The sequence below is a fragment of the Mycobacterium kyorinense genome, from assembly GCF_001672775.1.
Classification (GTDB): Bacteria; Actinomycetota; Actinomycetes; order Mycobacteriales; family Mycobacteriaceae; genus Mycobacterium; species Mycobacterium kyorinense_A.
On the sequence record NZ_LZKJ01000175.1, the window covers coordinates 1 to 17,345 of the forward strand.

The following is a 17,345-nucleotide window of genomic DNA, read 5'->3' on the forward strand; positions in this document are numbered from 1 at the left end:
CCGTAAATACGCGCCAGGCCCGCACGGTGCAGCAAGTCCGCCGCCCGGCGCGCACGGTCCTCATCGGTCGGCCGGCGAGGTGGCAGCCGTCGCTGCGCTGCTGGGGCGGGGTGACGTGCTCGCCGGCATCGGTGAGACGTTGGAATCGACCTGGGAGCGGTGGGCGTGCGCCCTGTGGGGCCTCGACGACGGCCAGGCCGACATCGCCGCTGGCTGTCCAGCCACCCGCGACTGGTTCGCGGTCACCCAGGCCCAGCTTTGAGCCTGCTCGGGTACGCGCGGGTATCGACTGCGGAGCAGAACACGCAGGCTCAGGTCGACGCGCTGAACGCGGCAGGCGCAGAACAGATTTTCGCCGACACCGCGTCTGGGCTACGGGCCGACCGGCCAGCGCTGGCTGATCTCCTCACCACGGCCCAGGAGGGCGACACCGTGGTGGTTGCGCGCCTCGACCGGCTCGGCCGGTCGTTGCCTGAGCTGCTGCGCCTCGTCGAGGACCTGGCGGGCCGTGGTGTGGCGCTGCGGTCCCTAGGGGAGCAGATCGACACCAGCACCGCCGCCGGCCGACTCGTCCTACACGTGTTCGGTGCGCTGGCCGAGTTCGAGCGCGCCGTGATGCGGGAGCGCACGGTGGCTGGACTGGCCGCGGCCCGGGCACGCGGCCGGGTCGGTGGTCGCCGACCCGCATTGAAGGGCGTGCGACTGGCGCACGCCCAGCAGTTACGTGCTCAAGGCGTCCCAGTGTGGGAGATAGCTCAGCTGCTCGGGGTCGGACGGTCAACCGTCTACCGGACGCTCGGCGAGAACCCGGTCGCGGCCAGCTGATGGTCCGCCCCGGGGTTCAGCCCTTTGGCGGGTAGGGGTCTTTTTTCCCGACTGTGTCAGTGTTCCGAATCCGGTTGTTGTCCTTGCGGTGGTCTCGAACCTCGCCGCCGCCGCTGCGTTCCGCGAAGCCCCGCGCGGCGTCGTGCGCCTCAGCCTGGGTGCCGTAGCGCCCAGCAGCTCGCCCTGCGCCCGCACGTTTGGCGCGCCAGTCACCTGAATCTTTGTCGTACTGGACGTCGTAGTCAGCCACGATGCTGCTCCTTATCGGCCGGATCGGTTGTTCAAAACTTACTCCCGCAGTACGACACAGGCGCGGACCTGCGCCACGGTCAACCAGCACGTCAGCCGCCGACTCTCGAATCTCACTACCGTAATACGATATGACAGTGATACGATATACGTCATACATAGATACGGAGGAATAATATGGCGGTTCTGAATATCCGCGTGGAGGACCGGATCCGTGATCAGCTCAAGGAGTTGGCGGACACCGAGGGGGTCACGCTCAGCGAGTACGTCCGCGATCTGGTCATGGCGGCAGTCGTCCCCGTGTTCGAACGGGAACTCGATCACGGTGATGAGCCGGCACCGGAAACCATGCGGATCACCGACCGGCAGGTGCTCTCGATGCTCCACCGCATCCTGGCGCGCGTGCTTCCTGAGGGCTCCAACGACGTTGACGGCGACGCGGCCTATCAACTGGAGCGTGCGCGGGTGATCGAGTCAGGCTTCGCCGAGGAGTACTGGCGAGAGGTCGCCGGCTTTAGGACCGAACTGTCCAAGCGTGACTGCAACCGCGTCCTGGACATACTCGACATGTTCCGCGTGATCACGTACAGCATCCAGCGGCTGGAGAAGGACGGAGTCGCCGTCAGCGAGGATCTGCGTTACGAACTGGAGTTCCAGGGCTTCGACCACAACGACGGACTCGAAAGCCACATGGCCAGCTACGTCAAGTTCCTGATGAGCGACGATCGGTGGACAGAGCTGCAGCCGCAGCTAGACGACAACGACGGCGGGAATTCCCACCACCGGATGCTCGACATCTATCTGCGGATGCTCGCCGAGCACCGCCGTATCAAGGACAGCCGCGGTCGCGGATCCGGCCGGGACGGGTACCTGCTGTCCATGGAGGAGCTGGAGCAGATCGCTGGCGCTCGAGTCCACCCGTCGAACCGCCCGTAGCTCACCTCGATCCAATGTGGGTATAGCGGGCGCTGATCAAGAACAGCCTGTTTGTCGTACCTGCGGACTATCATGAGCTAAACCGAATGTGGTTGAGCTGCAATGACACTGAGGGAATAACACAATCCGTGAACGAATAACACAATCCGTGAACGAATCGAGGTGATGGCATGGCCGACGTGATCCAGCTAGGGCCGGACGAGCTGCCGGAGGCAGTCGCCGGCTGGCGAGCCGACGTACCGGGATCGTTGATGTATCCGTCTCTGCCGCCGACATCGAGTACGGCCGTGGCGGCCGTAGGTGCGGCAATGGAGCCGTGGGTGGCGCACTTCGCCGCCCACGACGCCGAACGTGCAGCGCTGGCCAGCACGGTGGTACAGGCTGCGGCCGTCACCCAGAGCACCCTGCAATCGGCCGATGAATCCGGTGCAGCCGAGATCGGGAAGTCGGCGGCGGTCTGATGTATCCGGTGCCCGGCGCCCCTCTAGCTCCGACTCCAGGCGTTGCTCAGTATTCGCCTGCTAACAACCGCCGCCCGGTGCGCCGCACCGTAGGGGTGGCCACATTGCTTGTGGCCGCCTTCGGCATGGGCTTGGCCGGCGGGCTCCTCGGTGCACACATCAACCCCGCGCCGACCCCGCCAGCTCCGGCGGCCACCGCCGAGCCTTCTGCCGCTGAAGTACGTGCACAGACGATCGATCTATGCACCCGTTTCGCCGCAGCGTATGCCGCAATTCCGGCGCCGCAGACTACGAGCGCAGACATGATCCCAGCAACCAATTACGTGTCAGAAGCCCTGCGTGACAACGTCGATGCCGATCCGAAGGTGCGCGAGGCGGTAGAGGAGTCTCTGCGTCTGATGCGCCAGCACAGCGCAGCGCTGAGCCACGAGCAGGTCCGGGGTGCGGTGCAGCCTCCGAACAGCTTCAATGCCGCTCCGGCCAACCAGGCGGATGACCGCGTGTGGGACGCCTGCTACGCGGCCGGGGAGTGAGTAGAGCATGGATGCCGGCACTACTGATTTCGCCACTGCGGTCAGGGCGGGCCGGTACCCCAGCGACACCGACCTTGCAGCACTGGACGAGCAGGCCAGCGCAGCTGCGCAGCATGCAGCCACCCTGGGCGCGGCGGCCACACGTACGGCGCACCACCACCGGCCCAGGCTCGCGGATGCACTAAAAGGCGATGCCGGCGACGCGCAGGTCGCCGAGGTGACGGCGCAGGCCTCGCGGTGGTGTGCCCACGCCGATGATCACGAGCTCGCCCGGACTGCGGTAGAAAACGCTGCGAGCGAACTGCGCGGCCTGCGGTACGACCTCGATCTGTTGATCGAGGCTGCGCAGCCGCAATACAACGCTGCGCTGCGACTCGGAAAAACCACTGCCGCCCAAGGAATTCTGGCAGCGACCCTCGCCGAGGCCGATGGGATGGTGACAGAGCGCAGTGCGGCTGCAACCGGCCACATCACCGCGGTGGGCTTTTCGACTGCACCCGCTCCACGTCGACCCAGCACAGACACGAACATCGGCGGATCAGATACATCGCGGAAGCGCGGGAAGCAGTCGAATGATGACGGCGCGGAGGCCGAAAAGGATGGTGCGGCGGGCGAACACGACGCGGAGACTGGCGACAGCAAGCGGGACATCCAGGTCGACACCGCGGCGACGAATGGGGATGGGCAACCACGCGCGATCAAATCCGATATGCCGCTGACTCAACCCGGCATGCCGATGACGCCTACGCAGGCGCGGCCCGCGAGTGGTAGCAGCGGGGGCATGCCCTCTGGCCTCGGGTCTGGCCTGGGCTCGGGAGGATCTGGTGGCATGGGATCGGGCATGGGATCGGGCATGGGATCGGGGTTGAATCCTGGCTCGCTGAGCTCGGGTCTAGGGTCCGCGAGCACGTCACCGGCCTCGACCGGTTCCTCGTTCGGTTCTTCGATGCCGTCGCCGCTGGCTGACGCTGGCGCCGGATTCCAGTCGGGCTTGGCCTCGGGTATGGGCTCGTCTGGTGGTGTTGCGGGTCCAGCGTCGTCGCCAATGCCGCAGCAGCCGTTGGCCCCGCTCTCATCGCAGCAGCCGATGGTCTCTGCACCACAGACAGGTGGCGCTGGCAGTGCTGCGGGTGTCCCTCCGGCCGTAGCGGGTGCGTCGCAGCCGGCGGGCGCTGCCGGTGGCGGAGGAGGGTTTGGCGCTCCCGGTGGCATGGCTGGCAGCGGCGGGATGATGCCCCCGGCCGGCGCGATGGCTGCCGGACAACCGTTGGCGCCGTACAGCCCGCCGGGAGCTGGCTCCCCCGCCGGTGGTGCGGTGACGGGTCCAGCCGGTGGTGGTGGGCCTGGCCCGGGGCCGGCTGGCGGGCCGGGGTCTGCTCCTGGCGGTGGCCCGCCGCCGGTGATGGCTGGTACGTCAGGGACGTCGGCCGCGATGGCGTCGGCGGCCGGCGCGTCGGAGGACACCAATCCGGACGTGATTACGGCGCAGCGGGTGCTCGCTGGCCTGGTGCGTGGCAGTGAGGCCTCGGAGATGTTGGTGGTGTGGGCGGTCGCGGTCCTGCGGTCGCCCTACGGGTCTCAGATCATGGTGGCCAACAACATGGGCGGCGGCGGGTATCTGCCGCCGAAGGTGTACTTGCCGACCACCGCACACCTCGCAGTGAGTGACCCGACGTTGCCGGTCGGGTGGGCCGCAGACTGGATGGGCTGCCAGCAGCCGTCGAAAATCCTGGTCGACCATTTCGGCCGGATGCGCAAACTGATTGCGGGCGTGTCGGTCTCAGCGATCGTGACCACCGAACTGTGGCCGGATCGGCCCAGCTGCGGAGGAGATTTCGTATCGCTGCGGCACCGGGATGCGCTCGGGATGCTCAGCGAGGCGCCGAAGCTCGATGCCGGGCATCGGCACCGTCTGACGGTGCTCGACCCGGGTCTGGCGCAGCGCGTTGATGCCCTCGACCGCGGTGGCGATATGTCAGCCTGGGCTGGCGCAACGCTGACCGGCACCGTCTTTAAAGAAGCTGCCAAGCCCGACGGCACCGGCTCGGCGCTGGTGCACGCCGCTGACGCGGAAATACTCCAGGCGGTCAACGATGGGACGGCCGATGCGGAGGTGTGGGCGACCTACGACCAGGCTGCCGAACAGCGGGACAACGGTGCGGCCCTGTGGCCCGACACCCACGCGCCCCGGGACAACGACGGTTCCGACGCCGCCCGCGCAGCGATCCTGTGGTATCAGCACTACTACCGCGCCGGCCGCATGATCGAGCTTGTCCGCTGCTGGAAGGCCCGCCCCCCACGCCTTGCCGACGTCGTGTACTGCGCGATGGCGGCAGGTTTCGGCTCACTCGTTGTCTCCACCCTTGCTGCCATGGAACACCACTTAAGCGAGCAAAAGCGCGCTGGATAAGGAGTACGAACATGTCTAGCTCAGACGCCAAGCTCGAGGGGATTGTGGACCCACCAACCGGGTGCCCGCCGCCGTTAAAGATCGACGGCATCGTTGATCCGATCACGGCGGCCGTACTCGCTGAGACGGCCTCGTGGCGGGAGACTGCTCGACAGATGCGTCTTGACCGTGCGGCCGATGTGGAGGCCTCCGCTATCGAGCGGGCCCGGACACGATTGAGCTGAATCGTCAGAGCTCCACGCCGTAGTCGCCGGCGCTGCGTCCTTTGTCACGGCTTCGATTGCGGCCCTGGGCGATTCGGTTCCAGAGTGCGTCAGTGTGCTCGGCGTCACGGTGATGGTCTTGGAGTAGTGCGGCGCGCTGGGCTCGGGCCTCGTTGGCGGTGTCCCCGGCGGCGTGTTCGAGTGCGGCCGGCTGACGGTGTGGTGCGGGTTCGGTGGTGAGGTTCCCCGCCCAGGGCAGGTCGTTCTGTAGCAGGTCCAGTAGGGGACCTGCTGGTCCCTTGTCGCCGCGGTCGAGCAGCACGAGGCGGGTGTTGATCGCGGCCGCTCGTTGGCTCAGAGTGACGAGGTTGGCCGGGTGGATGGCCTCGGCGTGGTCGATCACTATCAGCGTGTTGTGGTGGTCGGGTCGGGGCTGGCCCGCTTGGTGGCCATCGGCGAGCTGGCCCAGCTGGTCATACAGGTTCTTGATGGTTGGGTATTCGTCGGCAACGTCGGCGGCGCGCGCCTGAGCACGCCAGGCCTTGCTCGCGGCCGTCCACACCACCCGATGGGCCTTGTCGGCGGCTGCGGTGTGCAGGGCACGCATCGCCGCGTAGGTCTGCTCATCGTCGACACCGGCGCGGATCGGGGTGACGGTGTGGCCGCTGCGGGCGGCGATGGTGAGGGTGTCGGCGGCTGGCTGCGGCAGTCCGGTGAGGTGGTCGACGGGGTTGAATCCGCGCTCGACGCGCATATTGCCGGCGGTGCGGAGCATGGCCAGCTCGGTACGCAGCTGCGTGGCCTGCTCGGCGGCGCGCTGGGTGTCGGCCCGCGCGGTGAGCCAGGCGCGGTGCTCGCGGCGCCGGCGGCTGGTGATCCGGGCTTGGGCGACCAGGTCGGCCTGGAGTCGGCTGTCGAGCTGGGTGCGATCGGTATCGGCGGCAACTTGGTGTGCCGAGCGGGGTCGGGTGTCGCGGCCGGTGATAGCCCGCACCAGGGTCGCGGCCTGGTGGCTGTCGCCGCGACGTGCTTCCCGGATTCCGGGCACGCTCTCGCCGTGCTCGTGGTCCTGCTCGCCGGCGATCTTGTCGTAGATGAACGCCCTGTTGGTCTCGCGGCCGCGGGTCATCCCGACGTACAGCGTGTTGCGGTCGGTGCGCTCGGAGACGACCGGGTACGAGGTGTCAGCGGTGACACCCTGCGCCGATTGCAGGGTGACCGCGTACCCGAGGTGCACGTGCTCACGCAGGTAGGCACCGTGAAAGACCGCTACAGCGTCGTCGTCGAGGCGTCGCGCAAGGAGGCTCTGACGGCCGCGCTCATCAATACGGGCTGAATGGACCTGCCAACGTTGGCCGTTGCGGACCTGCGGTGCGGGCCGGTCCTCGCTGAGCCTTCCCTGCTCGTCGCGGTACACCACAACGACGTTGGTGTCGTTGCGGCGGCTGACGATGATGTCGCCGCGCCCGATCTGGTGATCGCGCGCACCGGTGACAGTCGGGCTGTCACCGGTGCTCTCGTTGTGCAGCTGGGCGTTGAGGGCGTCGCACAGCTCCCAGGAGTCCGCCGTCAGCAGCGCTTCTTTGCCGGCGGCGACGTCGGCACGGTAGGCGGCCAGTGCGTCGGCGGCCATCGTCACCTGGTCACCACAGCGCAACCGATCGTGGCGGCGATACCACTCGACCGCCTTGCGCAGCGCAGCACCGCCGCCGTTGCGCAGCGCCAGCGACGCAGTGCGTTCGGCGCGATCGCGCATCCGCCACACTTCCGATAGGCGCTGCGCCCAGGGCAGTTCGGTGCTGAGCTGGTCGAACATCCCGCCGCGTTTACGCACGGGCGCGAGCTGGTGCGGATCACCGACAAGCACCGTCTTCACCCCGTTTTTGGTGGTGATGCGTAGCAGTCGCAAGAGCTGCGGGTCACCAGCCAGGCCAGCCTCATCGACGACCACCACGGTGGTGGTATCCAGGGTCAGGCGTCCTGTCTTCAGTGCGGCCAGGGCGGCATCGACGGTGTAGCCGCGGTCCCCGGCGCACTCACTGATCGCCACATCGACGGCCCGGCCGTGCGGGGACAGCACCACCACACTGCGACCGGCACGATGCGCCGCCGCGCGCAGTGCTTTCAGTGAATGGGTTTTCCCGGCGCCGGCCGGTGCGGTCAACGGTTGGACGAGACGCGGTGATTCAGCGATCGCTGTGACGGCGCGGGCCTGATCGGGCGACAGCCCGGCGGTGTCCCGGTCGGCGACGGTCATGTCGACATCGCGGTCGATGCGCGAATCCGCCAGCCCAAAAAGGTGCTTTTCCTGCGCCAGGATCACATCCAGCGTGTAGCGATCGTGGCCCTCCCGGTGGTGAGCCTGGCGCGGCTCGCTGATGCGCACTCCGACCTGGTCGACGGCGGCTTCGATCTGCTGCCGCGGTGATCGGCTATCCCCGTCAAGCTCGACCGGTAGCTGCGCACCGATGATCTGCACGAGGTCGGCCCGGGTGAACGCCGCCTTGTCGATCGCCTCGGCGGCAGCCGCAACGTCCTCAGCCATCAGCACCGCCGGCGTCTCCTGACGCTCCCGCCGCGCCCTGTCGACGGCGTCGTAGTCGATGCGGAAACCCCGCGGATCGGCACGCCACTGCGCCTGCAACTGCGCCCAGGAAAGCCCCTCCGGCTTTTTAGGCCGGGTCGCCTTTTGCGCCTTGGCGAGCTGCGCAGCGGTCGGCTTCCCGTCCACCAGCTCCAGCTTGTTCTGCGCCCACTCACGCAACTGGGTGGACCGTGTGGAGTGCGCCTTGAGCGCCGCGGGATCGATGCCGACGAGGTCGGCCATCCCAGTGTGTGCATCAACGGGCTGCCACTCGGCGCCGATCGACCGCGCCAGCTCCCGCCGCAGCGTGGCCTGGTAGATCACCCCGGCCGCTTTGGACTCATGCCAGAGCTGATCAGAGTCGATTGCACCCAGCTTCCCGTCGGTGCGGGCCTGCTTGTTGGACACGATGACGTGCGTGTGCAGGTGGGGGTCTCCGGCGCGGCTGGTCTCATGCTGGTAGGCCACCGCAACCAGACCCGGCAACTTCTGCAGGTCCTTTTTCCCCGTGACGTTGTTGTGCACGCGGGTGTAGCCAGCATGGTCGGCCAGGTACTCCAGGGCTTCTTTCACCGCGATCGTGTGCGCATCCTGCACCGCCTTCTGCGTCACGTCATCGCCGTAGGCACGCAACAAACTCACACTCTTCGGGGCGCAAACCGTCACGTCAAAGCCCCGGTTGTCATCGGTAGCGAAGCGCCGGCCGTGCGCACCGTTAGGTGCGATTCCCTCCTCCAGCCAGCGCGTCACCGTATCCAAATCGGCGTGCCCGCCGGCGCGCTGCTCGTCGGTTAAACCGACCAGATTCGCCGCGCCGTGGACGTCGCCGGCGACCATCCACGTCGGCACTCGGGTCTCGTTTTCGGCGTAATACTCGCCCAACCCACCGCCGCGTTCGGCGTCCTTGGCGGCCTGGCCGGCTTCCCGCGCGGTCCGGTTGTAGTAGTCGATCCCCCACCGCTTCAGCGGGTTGCAGGTCAGCACAATCGCCACCGCCTCCCGCTCAGTCGGCCCGCCGGCCGGGCCAAGGGTGAGCGCACCGCCAGGTGTGCTCACCGGAGTCTTGCACAAATTGTGCAAATGTGCCAAGAGGTTATAGGAGGTGGGGAAAGAGTTAGCTGGTGTAGGGCAGTTAGAGGGCGGCAACGAGTAGCAGGTGAGGGGATGGAGGCAGGCGGATGAGGTACGTAGATGACCGGGGGAGGACAACAGAAGGTGATGGGCAGGAACGCAAGACGAACTGGTGAAGTGTCCGCCGTGTTGCGTGCAGAATCGCGGCAACTCGATAAATGGTTAGGGCAGCTATTGAATACAAGCCGTAGTGCGGTGAGCGCCCGATGTGCGACCGGCGTTGGGCGCTGGTTGGCTGCACTGGTGCGCGTTCGGATCGGATGCCCAACCAATTGGTAGGTGTGTGCGGTTGGGGGCCACGGATGACGGCACGGTCGGGTGGCGCTGTCGGTGCATAGACGCTCGTGCCCAGCTACTCGGTCAACGGCGTGAGACGGGCTGCCCAGTCGCTGCTTGGGCGCGCACGGCTGGGCCGCTACGGGGTTGGGTGAGGGTTGCGCGGATGGTGGTCATCATCTGTGCCCGGTGGGCAGCACTGGCAGGTGCCTGTCGCACAGACGTACCGTCCGGTGCCCCTGCGGGCTGATTGTTCGTGTCCGTGCCGGCGGCGTAGCCGCCGTCGTTGTTCGGTGGCGGCCCGAAGGGACGCCAGTCCAGTCGGCGGAGGCGACTGGCGAGGAACGCACCGGGGCGCTCGACACGGTCCGGCCATGTCCATCCGAGTGCGGCCATGTCGGCATTGAGCGCGGTAGTGATCTGGCGTGCCGTCCACACCTGGGGGTCGATACCAGCGGCACTGATGGCATCGCAGATTGCCCCGGCGTGACCGTGGGATAACCCATGACAAGCGTTGATGAGCTCAGCGGCCAGGCGCTGCATCCGTAGCGGTCGTGGCCCGCGTTGCGGGCAACGGTTTTTTGGTCGGGGGTTCTCTATGCGGGCGCGCGGATGCGCGCTTGGTGAGGAAGTCCCTACGGGACGTAAAGAGCTAACACCCGCCTTCGGCGGTAGGTCGGGAAACTCCACAGCCGCCGGCGCAGCTGTGGGCTGCTGTCGAATCGGGATCAGGTGGTAGATCGATGGCCGGCGGCCGCATCCGGGAGTGGTGGCCGAGCCGTGGCCGCGTTGTGCCTCCAGGACCCAGCCGGCGGTGCGCAGGATGCGCCAGGCGACAGTTACCGTGTCGGGGCCACAGCCGGCTACAGCGCCGATTGTGGCGCGGGTCGCCGCACAGTTGCGGCCGGTTGCGTGATCGGCGTGCCCGGCCATTGCGGTGGCAACCGCTACGAGCGTCGGAGCCGCAATCGACACCCGCTCACTGCGACACACCTGCGCTAGCAGCGGTGAGGCCGCCCACGTCTGCACATCATCGAGCCACGCCTGGCGGCTGCGCCACACCGGAATGCGGGCCGCACACGAGCCCGCGCGGGTGATCCAGTCCCGACGACGATGTTGCCTATCGACAACACACAGGTCAGCGTGGATTTGAGAAACACGGTGGTCACGGGATTGCGCGTTGACTCGAAGACGAGGCAGATATGCGCTACCGTGAGACGAGTCGACCAAGACACGTCCCTTTCGAGGGGCACCGAAAGCCCTGGTTCCCGCCGGGGCTTTCGTCGTTTATTGAGCTGTCACGTCTGCCCGGGGCCAGTTACCCGGGCTGCTGCTCACATCGCTAGTGGCAATCCCTCCTCGCGGTCGCGGTTGAGCTCGCGGACGAGATCGGGGCGTCCGATGTGCTCGGCGAGTACGTCGGACGCGTATTGCGAAATGCTGATGCCCAGGGCGGCCGCCCGGCGGCGAACTTCCTCGTACACGTCTTGGGCAGGACGAGCCGCGATGAGCGTTCGGTTGCCCTTATGCGGTTGAGCCATACCGGGAGCGTTGCACGGTGTAGCAGTTACGCCCGCTAGGACACGCCGCTTCCCGTGATGTTTTTGTGATCGGCTGGTCATGCAACCGCGGCGGGCGCCCTGGCGGTGCCGTAGCCGATGAGGCAAGCCACCAGGGTGGCCAGTCGAGTGTCGGCTGGCTGGTCGAGGAACTCGAGGTCGTCGACGTCGTGCGGGTACAGGCCGGCGCCGCGTACGCGATACCGCCCGTCAGGGCGCTGGGTTGCGATCCATGTCCGGTCGTCGTCGGGGTCCTGGTCGATGAAGCGGACGGGCCGCTGCGCGCTGGTGCAGTCGTCGATCTGTTCGACGATTTCGGCGACGGCGAGCCGTTCGGGTCCGGTGAGGGCACGGCCGGCGGCGTAGCCCAGATACCAGTCGGTGCGGCTGTACCACGCCTCGGCGGCGGGACCGCTGTGTCGGGCACGCTCGGCCTGGCGCTGGGTCTGGTAACGCTCAATGGGTGCACCGTGGACGTCGGTGACGGCCCACCATCCGTCGCAGCCGTGGTCGATACGCCAAGTGGCCGGAGGATTGCAGAAGTGCGCCAGGGCGGTGTCGTGGAATGCGGCCAGACTCATGACGTGGTACCTCCGCGCGCTAAATGATGCAAGGCTGTCTTGACAGTAGGTCTGTAGGAGACTTGTGTCAAGATAGGCTTGCGTCAAGGTTCGGGGAGGTGGTCGTGTGGACGAAGGCGCCGCACTTGCTGAGCTGCTGCGTGCCCACGCGGACCTTAACCGGCTTTCGGCGGAGAGTGCCGATGCCCGGGAGCGGCGGCGTCAGGCTGCCCGCCGACTGCTTGAGTCTGGCTACACAATGTCGCGAATTGCGGCTGAGCTTGGGGTGACCCGGCAGGCGGTGGAGGGGTTCTTGAAGTACAACGCCCGCAGGGCGTAGCCGCAGCTGCCCCTTCCTCGTACTGGCCGCTCTTGTGCGTTCCGGTGGTGGGCGTCAAGGGTCGGCCTGCGGTCGACCGCGTAGCGGCCGTGGCCCTTGACGCCCACCACCGGAACGTTCACCACAATGTGCGGGCCAGGAAGGGGCGTCGTGACGTAATGACGTAAATGCATCATTGCGTCGCCGGATTGGCGATACCTAATTGGCTATCGTGTGGGGATGGCGGTTATGGGCCCGACGACGTCCGGCCATGTCGAGCGGTTGGCGGGGAACCTGCTGCGGATTGCGCGTGCCCGCGCGGGTATGTCTCAGCGGGATCTGGCGCGGGTAGCGGATGTTCCGCAGTCGACCATTGCGCGGATCGAGTCGGGATCGCGGCAACCGTCGCTGCCGGTGCTGGCGCGGATCTTGGTGGCCGTCGATCTGGAATTGCGCGTTGTACTGGAACCTTATGACTCCCACGACGATTTCTACGACGCGGAGGCCAGCAGCCTGACAGCCGGCCAGCGGTCCGCACGGCGGGACGTCCAGGCCAGGTTCGCAGCCCAGTTACGGGAAGGTCAGCCGGTTGGGCGTGTGACCGCGCCGCGGCCTTCTGCGTGCACCCCTGTGTAGGAAGCTGCGCCGCAGCCCCAATTGGTAGGGGGCTGTAAACCGCACAAGGGAGAGCTGATGCTTACCGTCATCATCACTGCACTCGTATCTGCTGCTGTCGTGGACGTTGTCCGGAGCCTGGCCGATATCGTCCGCTTCGCTACCGGCCACCTGGAGCACTCCGAGCGCCTTGATCGGGGCGAGAGTTCAGGGTCGTGAGCTGTGCCGTGGCCGGCGACGGCACGTGGTGATGGTGGCCGGCCGTTGGCCTGGCCCGCAGGCGGTCATGCTGCCGTGGCCGCGGCCCGGGTCTTGGGCGGCCGCGACGGCGATCTCGTTGACCATGTCGTCGTCGATGCGCATCAGGAAGTCGTCGAGGGCGTCGCGGCGGGCAGCATGGACAAGTTGGGCGGCGTCCTCACTGTGTGGCATGACCCCGTGCTGGAGCCCGTGGTCATTGATGACGGTGTCGATGAGGTCGTCGAATAGGCCGCCCAGCTCGCTGGCAGCGAGGTCAGCATGGCGGGCGATGAAGTCCTGGCGGCGATGTTCAGGCCACGATGGCGGGAACCGCAGCCGCGCCTGGTACAGCGTTTCGATGCTGGCAAGGAGGTCGTCGTCGCAGGTGCCGTCCCCCCACGATGCGATCACCCGCTCTGCGAACTGCTCCACAGTGCCACCTCACGTGCCCGACGAAACGTAATGACGTAATAGTGACTTTACGTTATTACGCTATTGCGCTCCGCTACTTCGTCCTCGGTGCCCGTATGGCGTAGCGCCGGATCGTCGGTCGGCGCGAATAGGGTGATCGGGTGACAGTGCTTCTCCCGGCTCCGCAGTACGGCGAGGTGTTCACCCGCCGGTGGGTTGCGGAGGTCTTGCTCGACCTCACGGGTTACACATCCGATCGGGACCTGGGAGGTCTATGTCTGGTGGAACCGTCGTGCGGCTCTGGCGCCTTCCTCGGCCCGGCGGTGGAACGTCTCATCGTCAGCGCCGTCGCACACCAGCGTGATTTTCACAGCCTCGGCGCTGCGGTCCGCGCCTATGACCTGCAACCCGAGCACGTCGAGACAAATCGAGATTTGTGCCGTGCCCTGCTCACCGCGGCGGGCGTCTCCACATCGGTGGCCGATGAGCTCGCGACGATGTGGGTGCGTCATGCGGATTTCCTCCTGTCTGACAGCGGGACGCGCCGCGCCGATGTGGTGATCGGCAACCCGCCCTACATCCGGTACGACGACCTGCCCGCCAACCTCGCCGCTGAGTACCGTCGCCGGTGGCCGGCGATGCGCGGCCGCGGCGACATCTACGTGGGCTTCATCGAGCGCTCGCTCCACATGCTCGGGCCTGGCGGCAAGGTTGGGTTCATCTGCGCTGATCGGTGGATGCGGAACCAGTACGGCGCGGGTCTGCGCGAGCTGGTGGTGCGCGGGCACTCTGTTGATCACGTCTGGACGATGCATGACGTGGACGCATTCGAGGAACAAGTGTCGGCCTATCCCGCGATCACTGTGCTGTCCAAGCGAAAGCAGGGCTCGGCAGTGGTCGCCGATACCACCGCGGCCTTCGATGAGGACAGCGCCCGGGCGCTTGCGCGCTGGTCTTCGGATGAGTCGCTGATCGAGTTCGAGGCACCTGGCGTGACCGCGCACCGGCTGCCACAGTGGTTCGCCGGCGCGGATTTGTGGCCGACCGGATCACCGGCGCGGCTTGCACTGATCGAACACCTCAACCGAAAGTTCTGGCCGCTGCATGACCCGGAGGGGACGGGGACGAAGGTGTCCATCGGGGTTGCGACGGGTGCAGACAAGGTGTACGTCACCGACGACCCGACTGTCGTCGAGGAGGACCGGATTCTGCCGCTGGCGATGCGCCGCGACCTGATGACCGGGACGCTGCAATGGCAGGGCAATTACCTGGTCAACCCGTGGGCGGAGGATGGGACCCTGGTGGCACTGGAGGATTACCCGCGCCTTGCTGCGTATTTGTCCAGGTACCCGTCACTGCTCGAGCGCCATATCGCCAAGAAGGCGCCCGCGTCGTGGCACCGCACGATCGACAAGGTGCACGCCGACCTGACCGGCAAGCCGAAACTTCTACTGCAGGACATGAAGGCGCACATCCACCCAGTTCTTGACCCGGGAGGCCACTACCCCCACCACAATCTGTATTACGTCGTGTCGGACACCTGGGACATGGAGGTGCTGGGCGGCCTGTTGCTGTCGCGGATCGCGCAGGCGTTCATCGAGGCCTATTGCGTCCGGATGCGGGGCGGCACACTGCGATTCCAGGCGCAGTACCTCAAACGCATCCGCGTGCCCGAGGCTGACTCCATCGCCGACCAGACCTGTGCAGAACTACGCGCCGCGTTCCGTACCCGCGATGTCGACGCAGCCACCGCAGCTGCCGCTGATGCCTACGGGATCGACCTCGCGGAGTACGAACTCACCGATAGCGTCCGTTCGTGACGCGTGAAATTGAGCCGCTCCTCGTCAACTGGTGGGCGGCAAAGAACGAGGCTGTTGCCCGGCTCGCGGCCGCCGGCAAGTCCGATACCGGGGCACAGGCACGTAATGCGCTGCACATGCAGAGCATCGCCCAGTTCGTTCGCCAGATGTTCATCGACGCCGGCCTCGCCGAGACCGATGTCACCGTGGATAGCGTCGTTCCGGGCTACTACCGCCGGTCGAAGAACTGGGATGTCGTGGCGATGCACAAGGGCCACCTGGTCGGAGTCGTCGAACTCAAATCCCAGGCTTCGAGCCCCGGCAACAACGCCAACAACCGCATCGAGGAGGCCATCGGCAGCTCCGTTGATGCGAAGGCGGTGCAAGAGTTGACGGGCGCTTTCGGCAACCTCGGAGTCTGGGCCGCATGGTGCATGACGTTCAGCCGAGATTGCGAGAGCGGGAACCCGATCCGCCTCACCGGCCCCCAAAGGGCGCGACTGCGGTTTCCCCTCACCGATCCTGCGTTCGACAACATGACGTACGCCAAGCAGTACGCCACAGCGATCGAACGATTCATCTCGCAGAAGATCTACGACGCCGGGTGGATGGTGACAACCTGGGTCAACAGTGACGGCACCATCGGCTACGACGAACCGATCCCGACGGCCACAGCGCAGACGCTGTCCACCCAGATCGAGGCCCGCGTGAAATTCGCGCTCCAAGCCCTCGGCCGAGAATAGGAATTTCGCGAGGCCTCGGCACGGCGGACCGCGGTTGGTCCCGTCGCCACCCGAGACGTAATTACGTCAGTACGTCATAGCGTGTCGATGCAGTGGCGTCATTACGTCATTGCGTACAGTCTTCCGCATGGCTGTGATCTCTCTGGTTCATACGAAGGGTGGGGTCGCTAAGACGACCTCCGCGGTGTACCTGGCGACGGCCGCGCAGCAGCGCGGACTGGACGTGGTTCTGGTGGATGCCGATCCGCAGGGGTCTGCTCTGGAGTGGGCAGCGGATGCTCGTGGCGACGCGCCGCTGCCGTTCCCCGTTGTGCCGGCGGGCCGCCCGTTGACAGTTGATCGCGATAGAGAGTTGGTGATCGTCGATACGCCGCCGGGGACGGCGCAGGTTATTCAGGAGGCGATCGAGGTGGCCGACTTGGTGGTCGTGCCGACCGGGGCCTCACCGCTGGACGTCCGCCGAGTGTGGCCGACTCTGGAGATCACCGCGCATCGCCCGACTGCCGTGTTGTTGACCGGTGTGGATATGCGCACGCGCCTAGCTGACGAGGTGCGGGTGCTCCTGGAAGGCGAGGGTGTCCCAGTGGTCGGTACACCCATCGTCCGCAGGGAAGGCATCCGGCGCGCTTACGGCGCGGCACCGGGCCATCTACACGGCTACGACGATGTGCTCAACGAGTTGATGGGGGCTTTGGTCCATGCCTGATCTGTCGTCGAAGATGGCCGCGCGGGTCAAGACGGAGCCGGCCAAGCGAGCCGCTGAGGCATTCCGGTCACCAGCCGATGACATGCAGCGGGCGACGGTGTACCTGCCTCGTGCGACGGTGCGTGCACTCAAGCAGGCCGCGCTCGACCGCGACACCAGCATGAGCAAGATCCTGACGGACCTGGCCAGCAAGTGGCTCACAGAGAACGTAACGACGTAATTACGTCATTGCGACGTAGGTCCGATTCGAGCTCGCCGCTGAGTGGTGGCCAGTCACCGGTCTTTGACTGCCTGCGCGATGGCCAGCAGCGCATTGATCTGGGCCATTCGAAGCCAGCGGTCGACCTTTGCGGCGTCGTCTGCATCACCGATGACGGCTTGGCTGACAGAGTCGAGAAAGGTGCAGGCGTCTTCAAGGTGGTTAGACATGCGGGAAACATATTCCGGGCGTGTGACACGCCTGGCCTTGTCTCGGTAACGATCGTTAGCGGGACGGCGGTGCGGCGGTGCGCCGAACTGCGGGTTAGTGGTCCCGTAATCGCGTCCCGCTTTTGTCGGTGGGGCAGGGCAGGATCAGAGACATGGGTGATGTGATGAGCGATCTGTTCCGCCGGCCGACCGATGAGGACCGTGCGCGCCGGGCGGCGGACTTGCTGCACCGTGCGGGCCTGGCGCGTATTTACGGCTGGGATGAGTACCGGTCTGTCTGGTCGGCCGGCGAGGTGGCAGCCGTCGCTGCGCTGCTGGGGCGGGGTGACGTGCTCGCCGGCATCGGTGAGACGTTG

Annotated in this window: 19 protein-coding genes and 2 pseudogenes; 14 read left to right on the forward strand and 7 right to left on the reverse strand. The window is 66.4% G+C overall.

All coding sequences use genetic code 11. From position 1 onward, the window contains the following. Both A5707_RS19420 and A5707_RS19425 read left to right on the forward strand, forming a co-directional pair. Positions 1–262 (forward strand): annotated as a pseudogene (locus A5707_RS19420) (hypothetical protein); the annotation flags it as partial. Continuing rightward, positions 259–825 carry a recombinase family protein gene (locus A5707_RS19425; RefSeq protein WP_065016078.1) on the forward strand — a complete coding sequence of 189 codons (567 nt, stop codon included), beginning with the start codon at positions 259–261 and terminating at the stop codon, positions 823–825. The pseudogene A5707_RS19420 and the gene A5707_RS19425, both read left to right, overlap by 4 nt. 16 nt (positions 826–841) lie before the next feature. On the opposite strand, the gene A5707_RS19430 is transcribed toward A5707_RS19425, so the two are convergent. Continuing rightward, on the reverse strand, positions 842–1,075 hold the full coding sequence (locus tag A5707_RS19430) for a DUF2188 domain-containing protein (RefSeq protein ID WP_065016079.1): 234 nt from the start codon (positions 1,073–1,075) through the stop codon (positions 842–844). A 176-nt stretch (positions 1,076–1,251) separates the two neighbouring features. On the opposite strand from A5707_RS19430, the gene A5707_RS19435 reads away from it, so the two are divergent. The 3 genes from A5707_RS19435 (at position 1,252) to A5707_RS19445 (ending at position 3,004) form a co-directional block, all read left to right on the forward strand. Next, a complete protein-coding gene (locus A5707_RS19435) occupies positions 1,252–2,010 on the forward strand; it encodes a YfbU family protein (protein WP_065016080.1) in 759 nt (252 codons plus the stop codon). 170 nt (positions 2,011–2,180) lie between these two features. Next, on the forward strand, positions 2,181–2,471 hold the full coding sequence (locus tag A5707_RS19440) for a hypothetical protein (RefSeq protein WP_065016081.1): 291 nt from the start codon (positions 2,181–2,183) through the stop codon (positions 2,469–2,471). A gap of 110 nt (positions 2,472–2,581) precedes the next feature. Then, entirely contained in the window at positions 2,582–3,004 is a 423-nt protein-coding gene (locus A5707_RS19445) for a hypothetical protein (protein WP_156658150.1), read from the forward strand. Between the two features lie 181 nt (positions 3,005–3,185). Here A5707_RS19445 and A5707_RS19450 read toward each other — a convergent pair whose 3' ends face one another. Then, positions 3,186–3,359 (reverse strand): hypothetical protein, encoded by a 174-nt coding sequence (locus tag A5707_RS19450; RefSeq protein WP_156658152.1) that lies wholly within the window; start codon positions 3,357–3,359, stop codon positions 3,186–3,188. A 1,047-nt stretch (positions 3,360–4,406) separates the two neighbouring features. Between A5707_RS19450 and A5707_RS19455 the strand changes: the two genes are divergently transcribed. Beyond that, positions 4,407–5,414: a hypothetical protein gene (locus A5707_RS19455; protein WP_156658154.1), complete on the forward strand. Its 1,008-nt coding sequence runs from the start codon at positions 4,407–4,409 to the stop codon at positions 5,412–5,414. An 11-nt stretch (positions 5,415–5,425) separates the two neighbouring features. Next, entirely contained in the window at positions 5,426–5,638 is a 213-nt protein-coding gene (locus A5707_RS23980) for a hypothetical protein (RefSeq protein WP_156658156.1), read from the forward strand. A 4-nt stretch (positions 5,639–5,642) separates the two neighbouring features. On the opposite strand, the gene mobF is transcribed toward A5707_RS23980, so the two are convergent. The 3 genes from mobF to A5707_RS19470 form a co-directional block, all read right to left on the reverse strand. Continuing rightward, complete coding sequence (gene mobF / locus A5707_RS19460; RefSeq protein ID WP_232000773.1) at positions 5,643–9,257, reverse strand: MobF family relaxase; 3,615 nt, start codon at positions 9,255–9,257, stop codon at positions 5,643–5,645. 1,685 nt (positions 9,258–10,942) lie between these two features. Beyond that, positions 10,943–11,149: a toxin-antitoxin system gene (locus tag A5707_RS19465; protein WP_065016085.1), complete on the reverse strand. Its 207-nt coding sequence runs from the start codon at positions 11,147–11,149 to the stop codon at positions 10,943–10,945. Between the two features lie 77 nt (positions 11,150–11,226). Further along, on the reverse strand, positions 11,227–11,748 hold the full coding sequence (locus A5707_RS19470; protein ID WP_065016086.1) for a hypothetical protein: 522 nt from the start codon (positions 11,746–11,748) through the stop codon (positions 11,227–11,229). Between the two features lie 106 nt (positions 11,749–11,854). Between A5707_RS19470 and A5707_RS19475 the strand changes: the two genes are divergently transcribed. After that, positions 11,855–12,067: a helix-turn-helix domain-containing protein gene (locus A5707_RS19475; protein ID WP_065016087.1), complete on the forward strand. Its 213-nt coding sequence runs from the start codon at positions 11,855–11,857 to the stop codon at positions 12,065–12,067. 219 nt (positions 12,068–12,286) lie between these two features. Continuing rightward, positions 12,287–12,682: a helix-turn-helix transcriptional regulator gene (locus tag A5707_RS19480; RefSeq protein ID WP_197495380.1), complete on the forward strand. Its 396-nt coding sequence runs from the start codon at positions 12,287–12,289 to the stop codon at positions 12,680–12,682. 186 nt (positions 12,683–12,868) lie between these two features. Here the strand turns inward: A5707_RS19480 and A5707_RS19485 are convergent, their stop codons facing one another. Then, positions 12,869–13,333 (reverse strand): hypothetical protein, encoded by a 465-nt coding sequence (locus tag A5707_RS19485; RefSeq protein ID WP_065016089.1) that lies wholly within the window; start codon positions 13,331–13,333, stop codon positions 12,869–12,871. 140 nt (positions 13,334–13,473) lie between these two features. On the opposite strand from A5707_RS19485, the gene A5707_RS19490 reads away from it, so the two are divergent. The 4 genes from A5707_RS19490 (at position 13,474) to A5707_RS19505 (ending at position 16,780) form a co-directional block, all read left to right on the forward strand. Further along, the gene (locus A5707_RS19490) at positions 13,474–15,132 is read left to right on the forward strand and encodes an Eco57I restriction-modification methylase domain-containing protein (RefSeq protein ID WP_065016090.1); all 1,659 of its coding nucleotides are present in this window, start codon (positions 13,474–13,476) and stop codon (positions 15,130–15,132) included. Next, positions 15,129–15,854 carry a PaeR7I family type II restriction endonuclease gene (locus tag A5707_RS19495; protein ID WP_065016091.1) on the forward strand — a complete coding sequence of 242 codons (726 nt, stop codon included), beginning with the start codon at positions 15,129–15,131 and terminating at the stop codon, positions 15,852–15,854. The genes A5707_RS19490 and A5707_RS19495 overlap by 4 nt, the downstream gene beginning before the upstream one ends. 127 nt (positions 15,855–15,981) lie before the next feature. Next, a complete protein-coding gene (locus A5707_RS19500; RefSeq protein WP_065016092.1) occupies positions 15,982–16,560 on the forward strand; it encodes a ParA family protein in 579 nt (192 codons plus the stop codon). After that, positions 16,553–16,780 (forward strand): hypothetical protein, encoded by a 228-nt coding sequence (locus A5707_RS19505; protein WP_065016093.1) that lies wholly within the window; start codon positions 16,553–16,555, stop codon positions 16,778–16,780. Before A5707_RS19500 ends, A5707_RS19505 begins: the two co-directional genes overlap by 8 nt. Positions 16,781–16,833: 53 nt before the next feature. Here the strand turns inward: A5707_RS19505 and A5707_RS23985 are convergent, their stop codons facing one another. Continuing rightward, complete coding sequence (locus A5707_RS23985) at positions 16,834–16,989, reverse strand: hypothetical protein (protein ID WP_156658158.1); 156 nt, start codon at positions 16,987–16,989, stop codon at positions 16,834–16,836. 152 nt (positions 16,990–17,141) lie between these two features. On the opposite strand from A5707_RS23985, the pseudogene A5707_RS19510 reads away from it, so the two are divergent. After that, positions 17,142–17,345: pseudogene (locus A5707_RS19510) on the forward strand (hypothetical protein); the annotation flags it as partial.

Bases quoted from the DNA above. Each gene is read 5' to 3' on its own strand.
- A5707_RS19435 (WP_065016080.1), top strand. From the start codon at position 1,252: ATGGCGGTTCTGAATATCCGCGTGGAGGACCGGATCCGTGATCAGCTC.
- A5707_RS19440 (WP_065016081.1), top strand. From the start codon at position 2,181: ATGGCCGACGTGATCCAGCTAGGGCCGGACGAGCTGCCGGAGGCAGTC.
- A5707_RS19455 (WP_156658154.1), top strand. From the start codon at position 4,407: ATGGCTGGTACGTCAGGGACGTCGGCCGCGATGGCGTCGGCGGCCGGC.
- A5707_RS23980 (WP_156658156.1), top strand. From the start codon at position 5,426: ATGTCTAGCTCAGACGCCAAGCTCGAGGGGATTGTGGACCCACCAACC.
- A5707_RS19465 (WP_065016085.1), bottom strand. From the start codon at position 11,149: ATGGCTCAACCGCATAAGGGCAACCGAACGCTCATCGCGGCTCGTCCT.
- A5707_RS19470 (WP_065016086.1), bottom strand. From the start codon at position 11,748: ATGAGTCTGGCCGCATTCCACGACACCGCCCTGGCGCACTTCTGCAAT.
- A5707_RS19480 (WP_197495380.1), top strand. From the start codon at position 12,287: ATGGCGGTTATGGGCCCGACGACGTCCGGCCATGTCGAGCGGTTGGCG.
- A5707_RS19500 (WP_065016092.1), top strand. From the start codon at position 15,982: ATGGCTGTGATCTCTCTGGTTCATACGAAGGGTGGGGTCGCTAAGACG.
- A5707_RS19505 (WP_065016093.1), top strand. From the start codon at position 16,553: ATGCCTGATCTGTCGTCGAAGATGGCCGCGCGGGTCAAGACGGAGCCG.
- A5707_RS23985 (WP_156658158.1), bottom strand. From the start codon at position 16,989: ATGTCTAACCACCTTGAAGACGCCTGCACCTTTCTCGACTCTGTCAGC.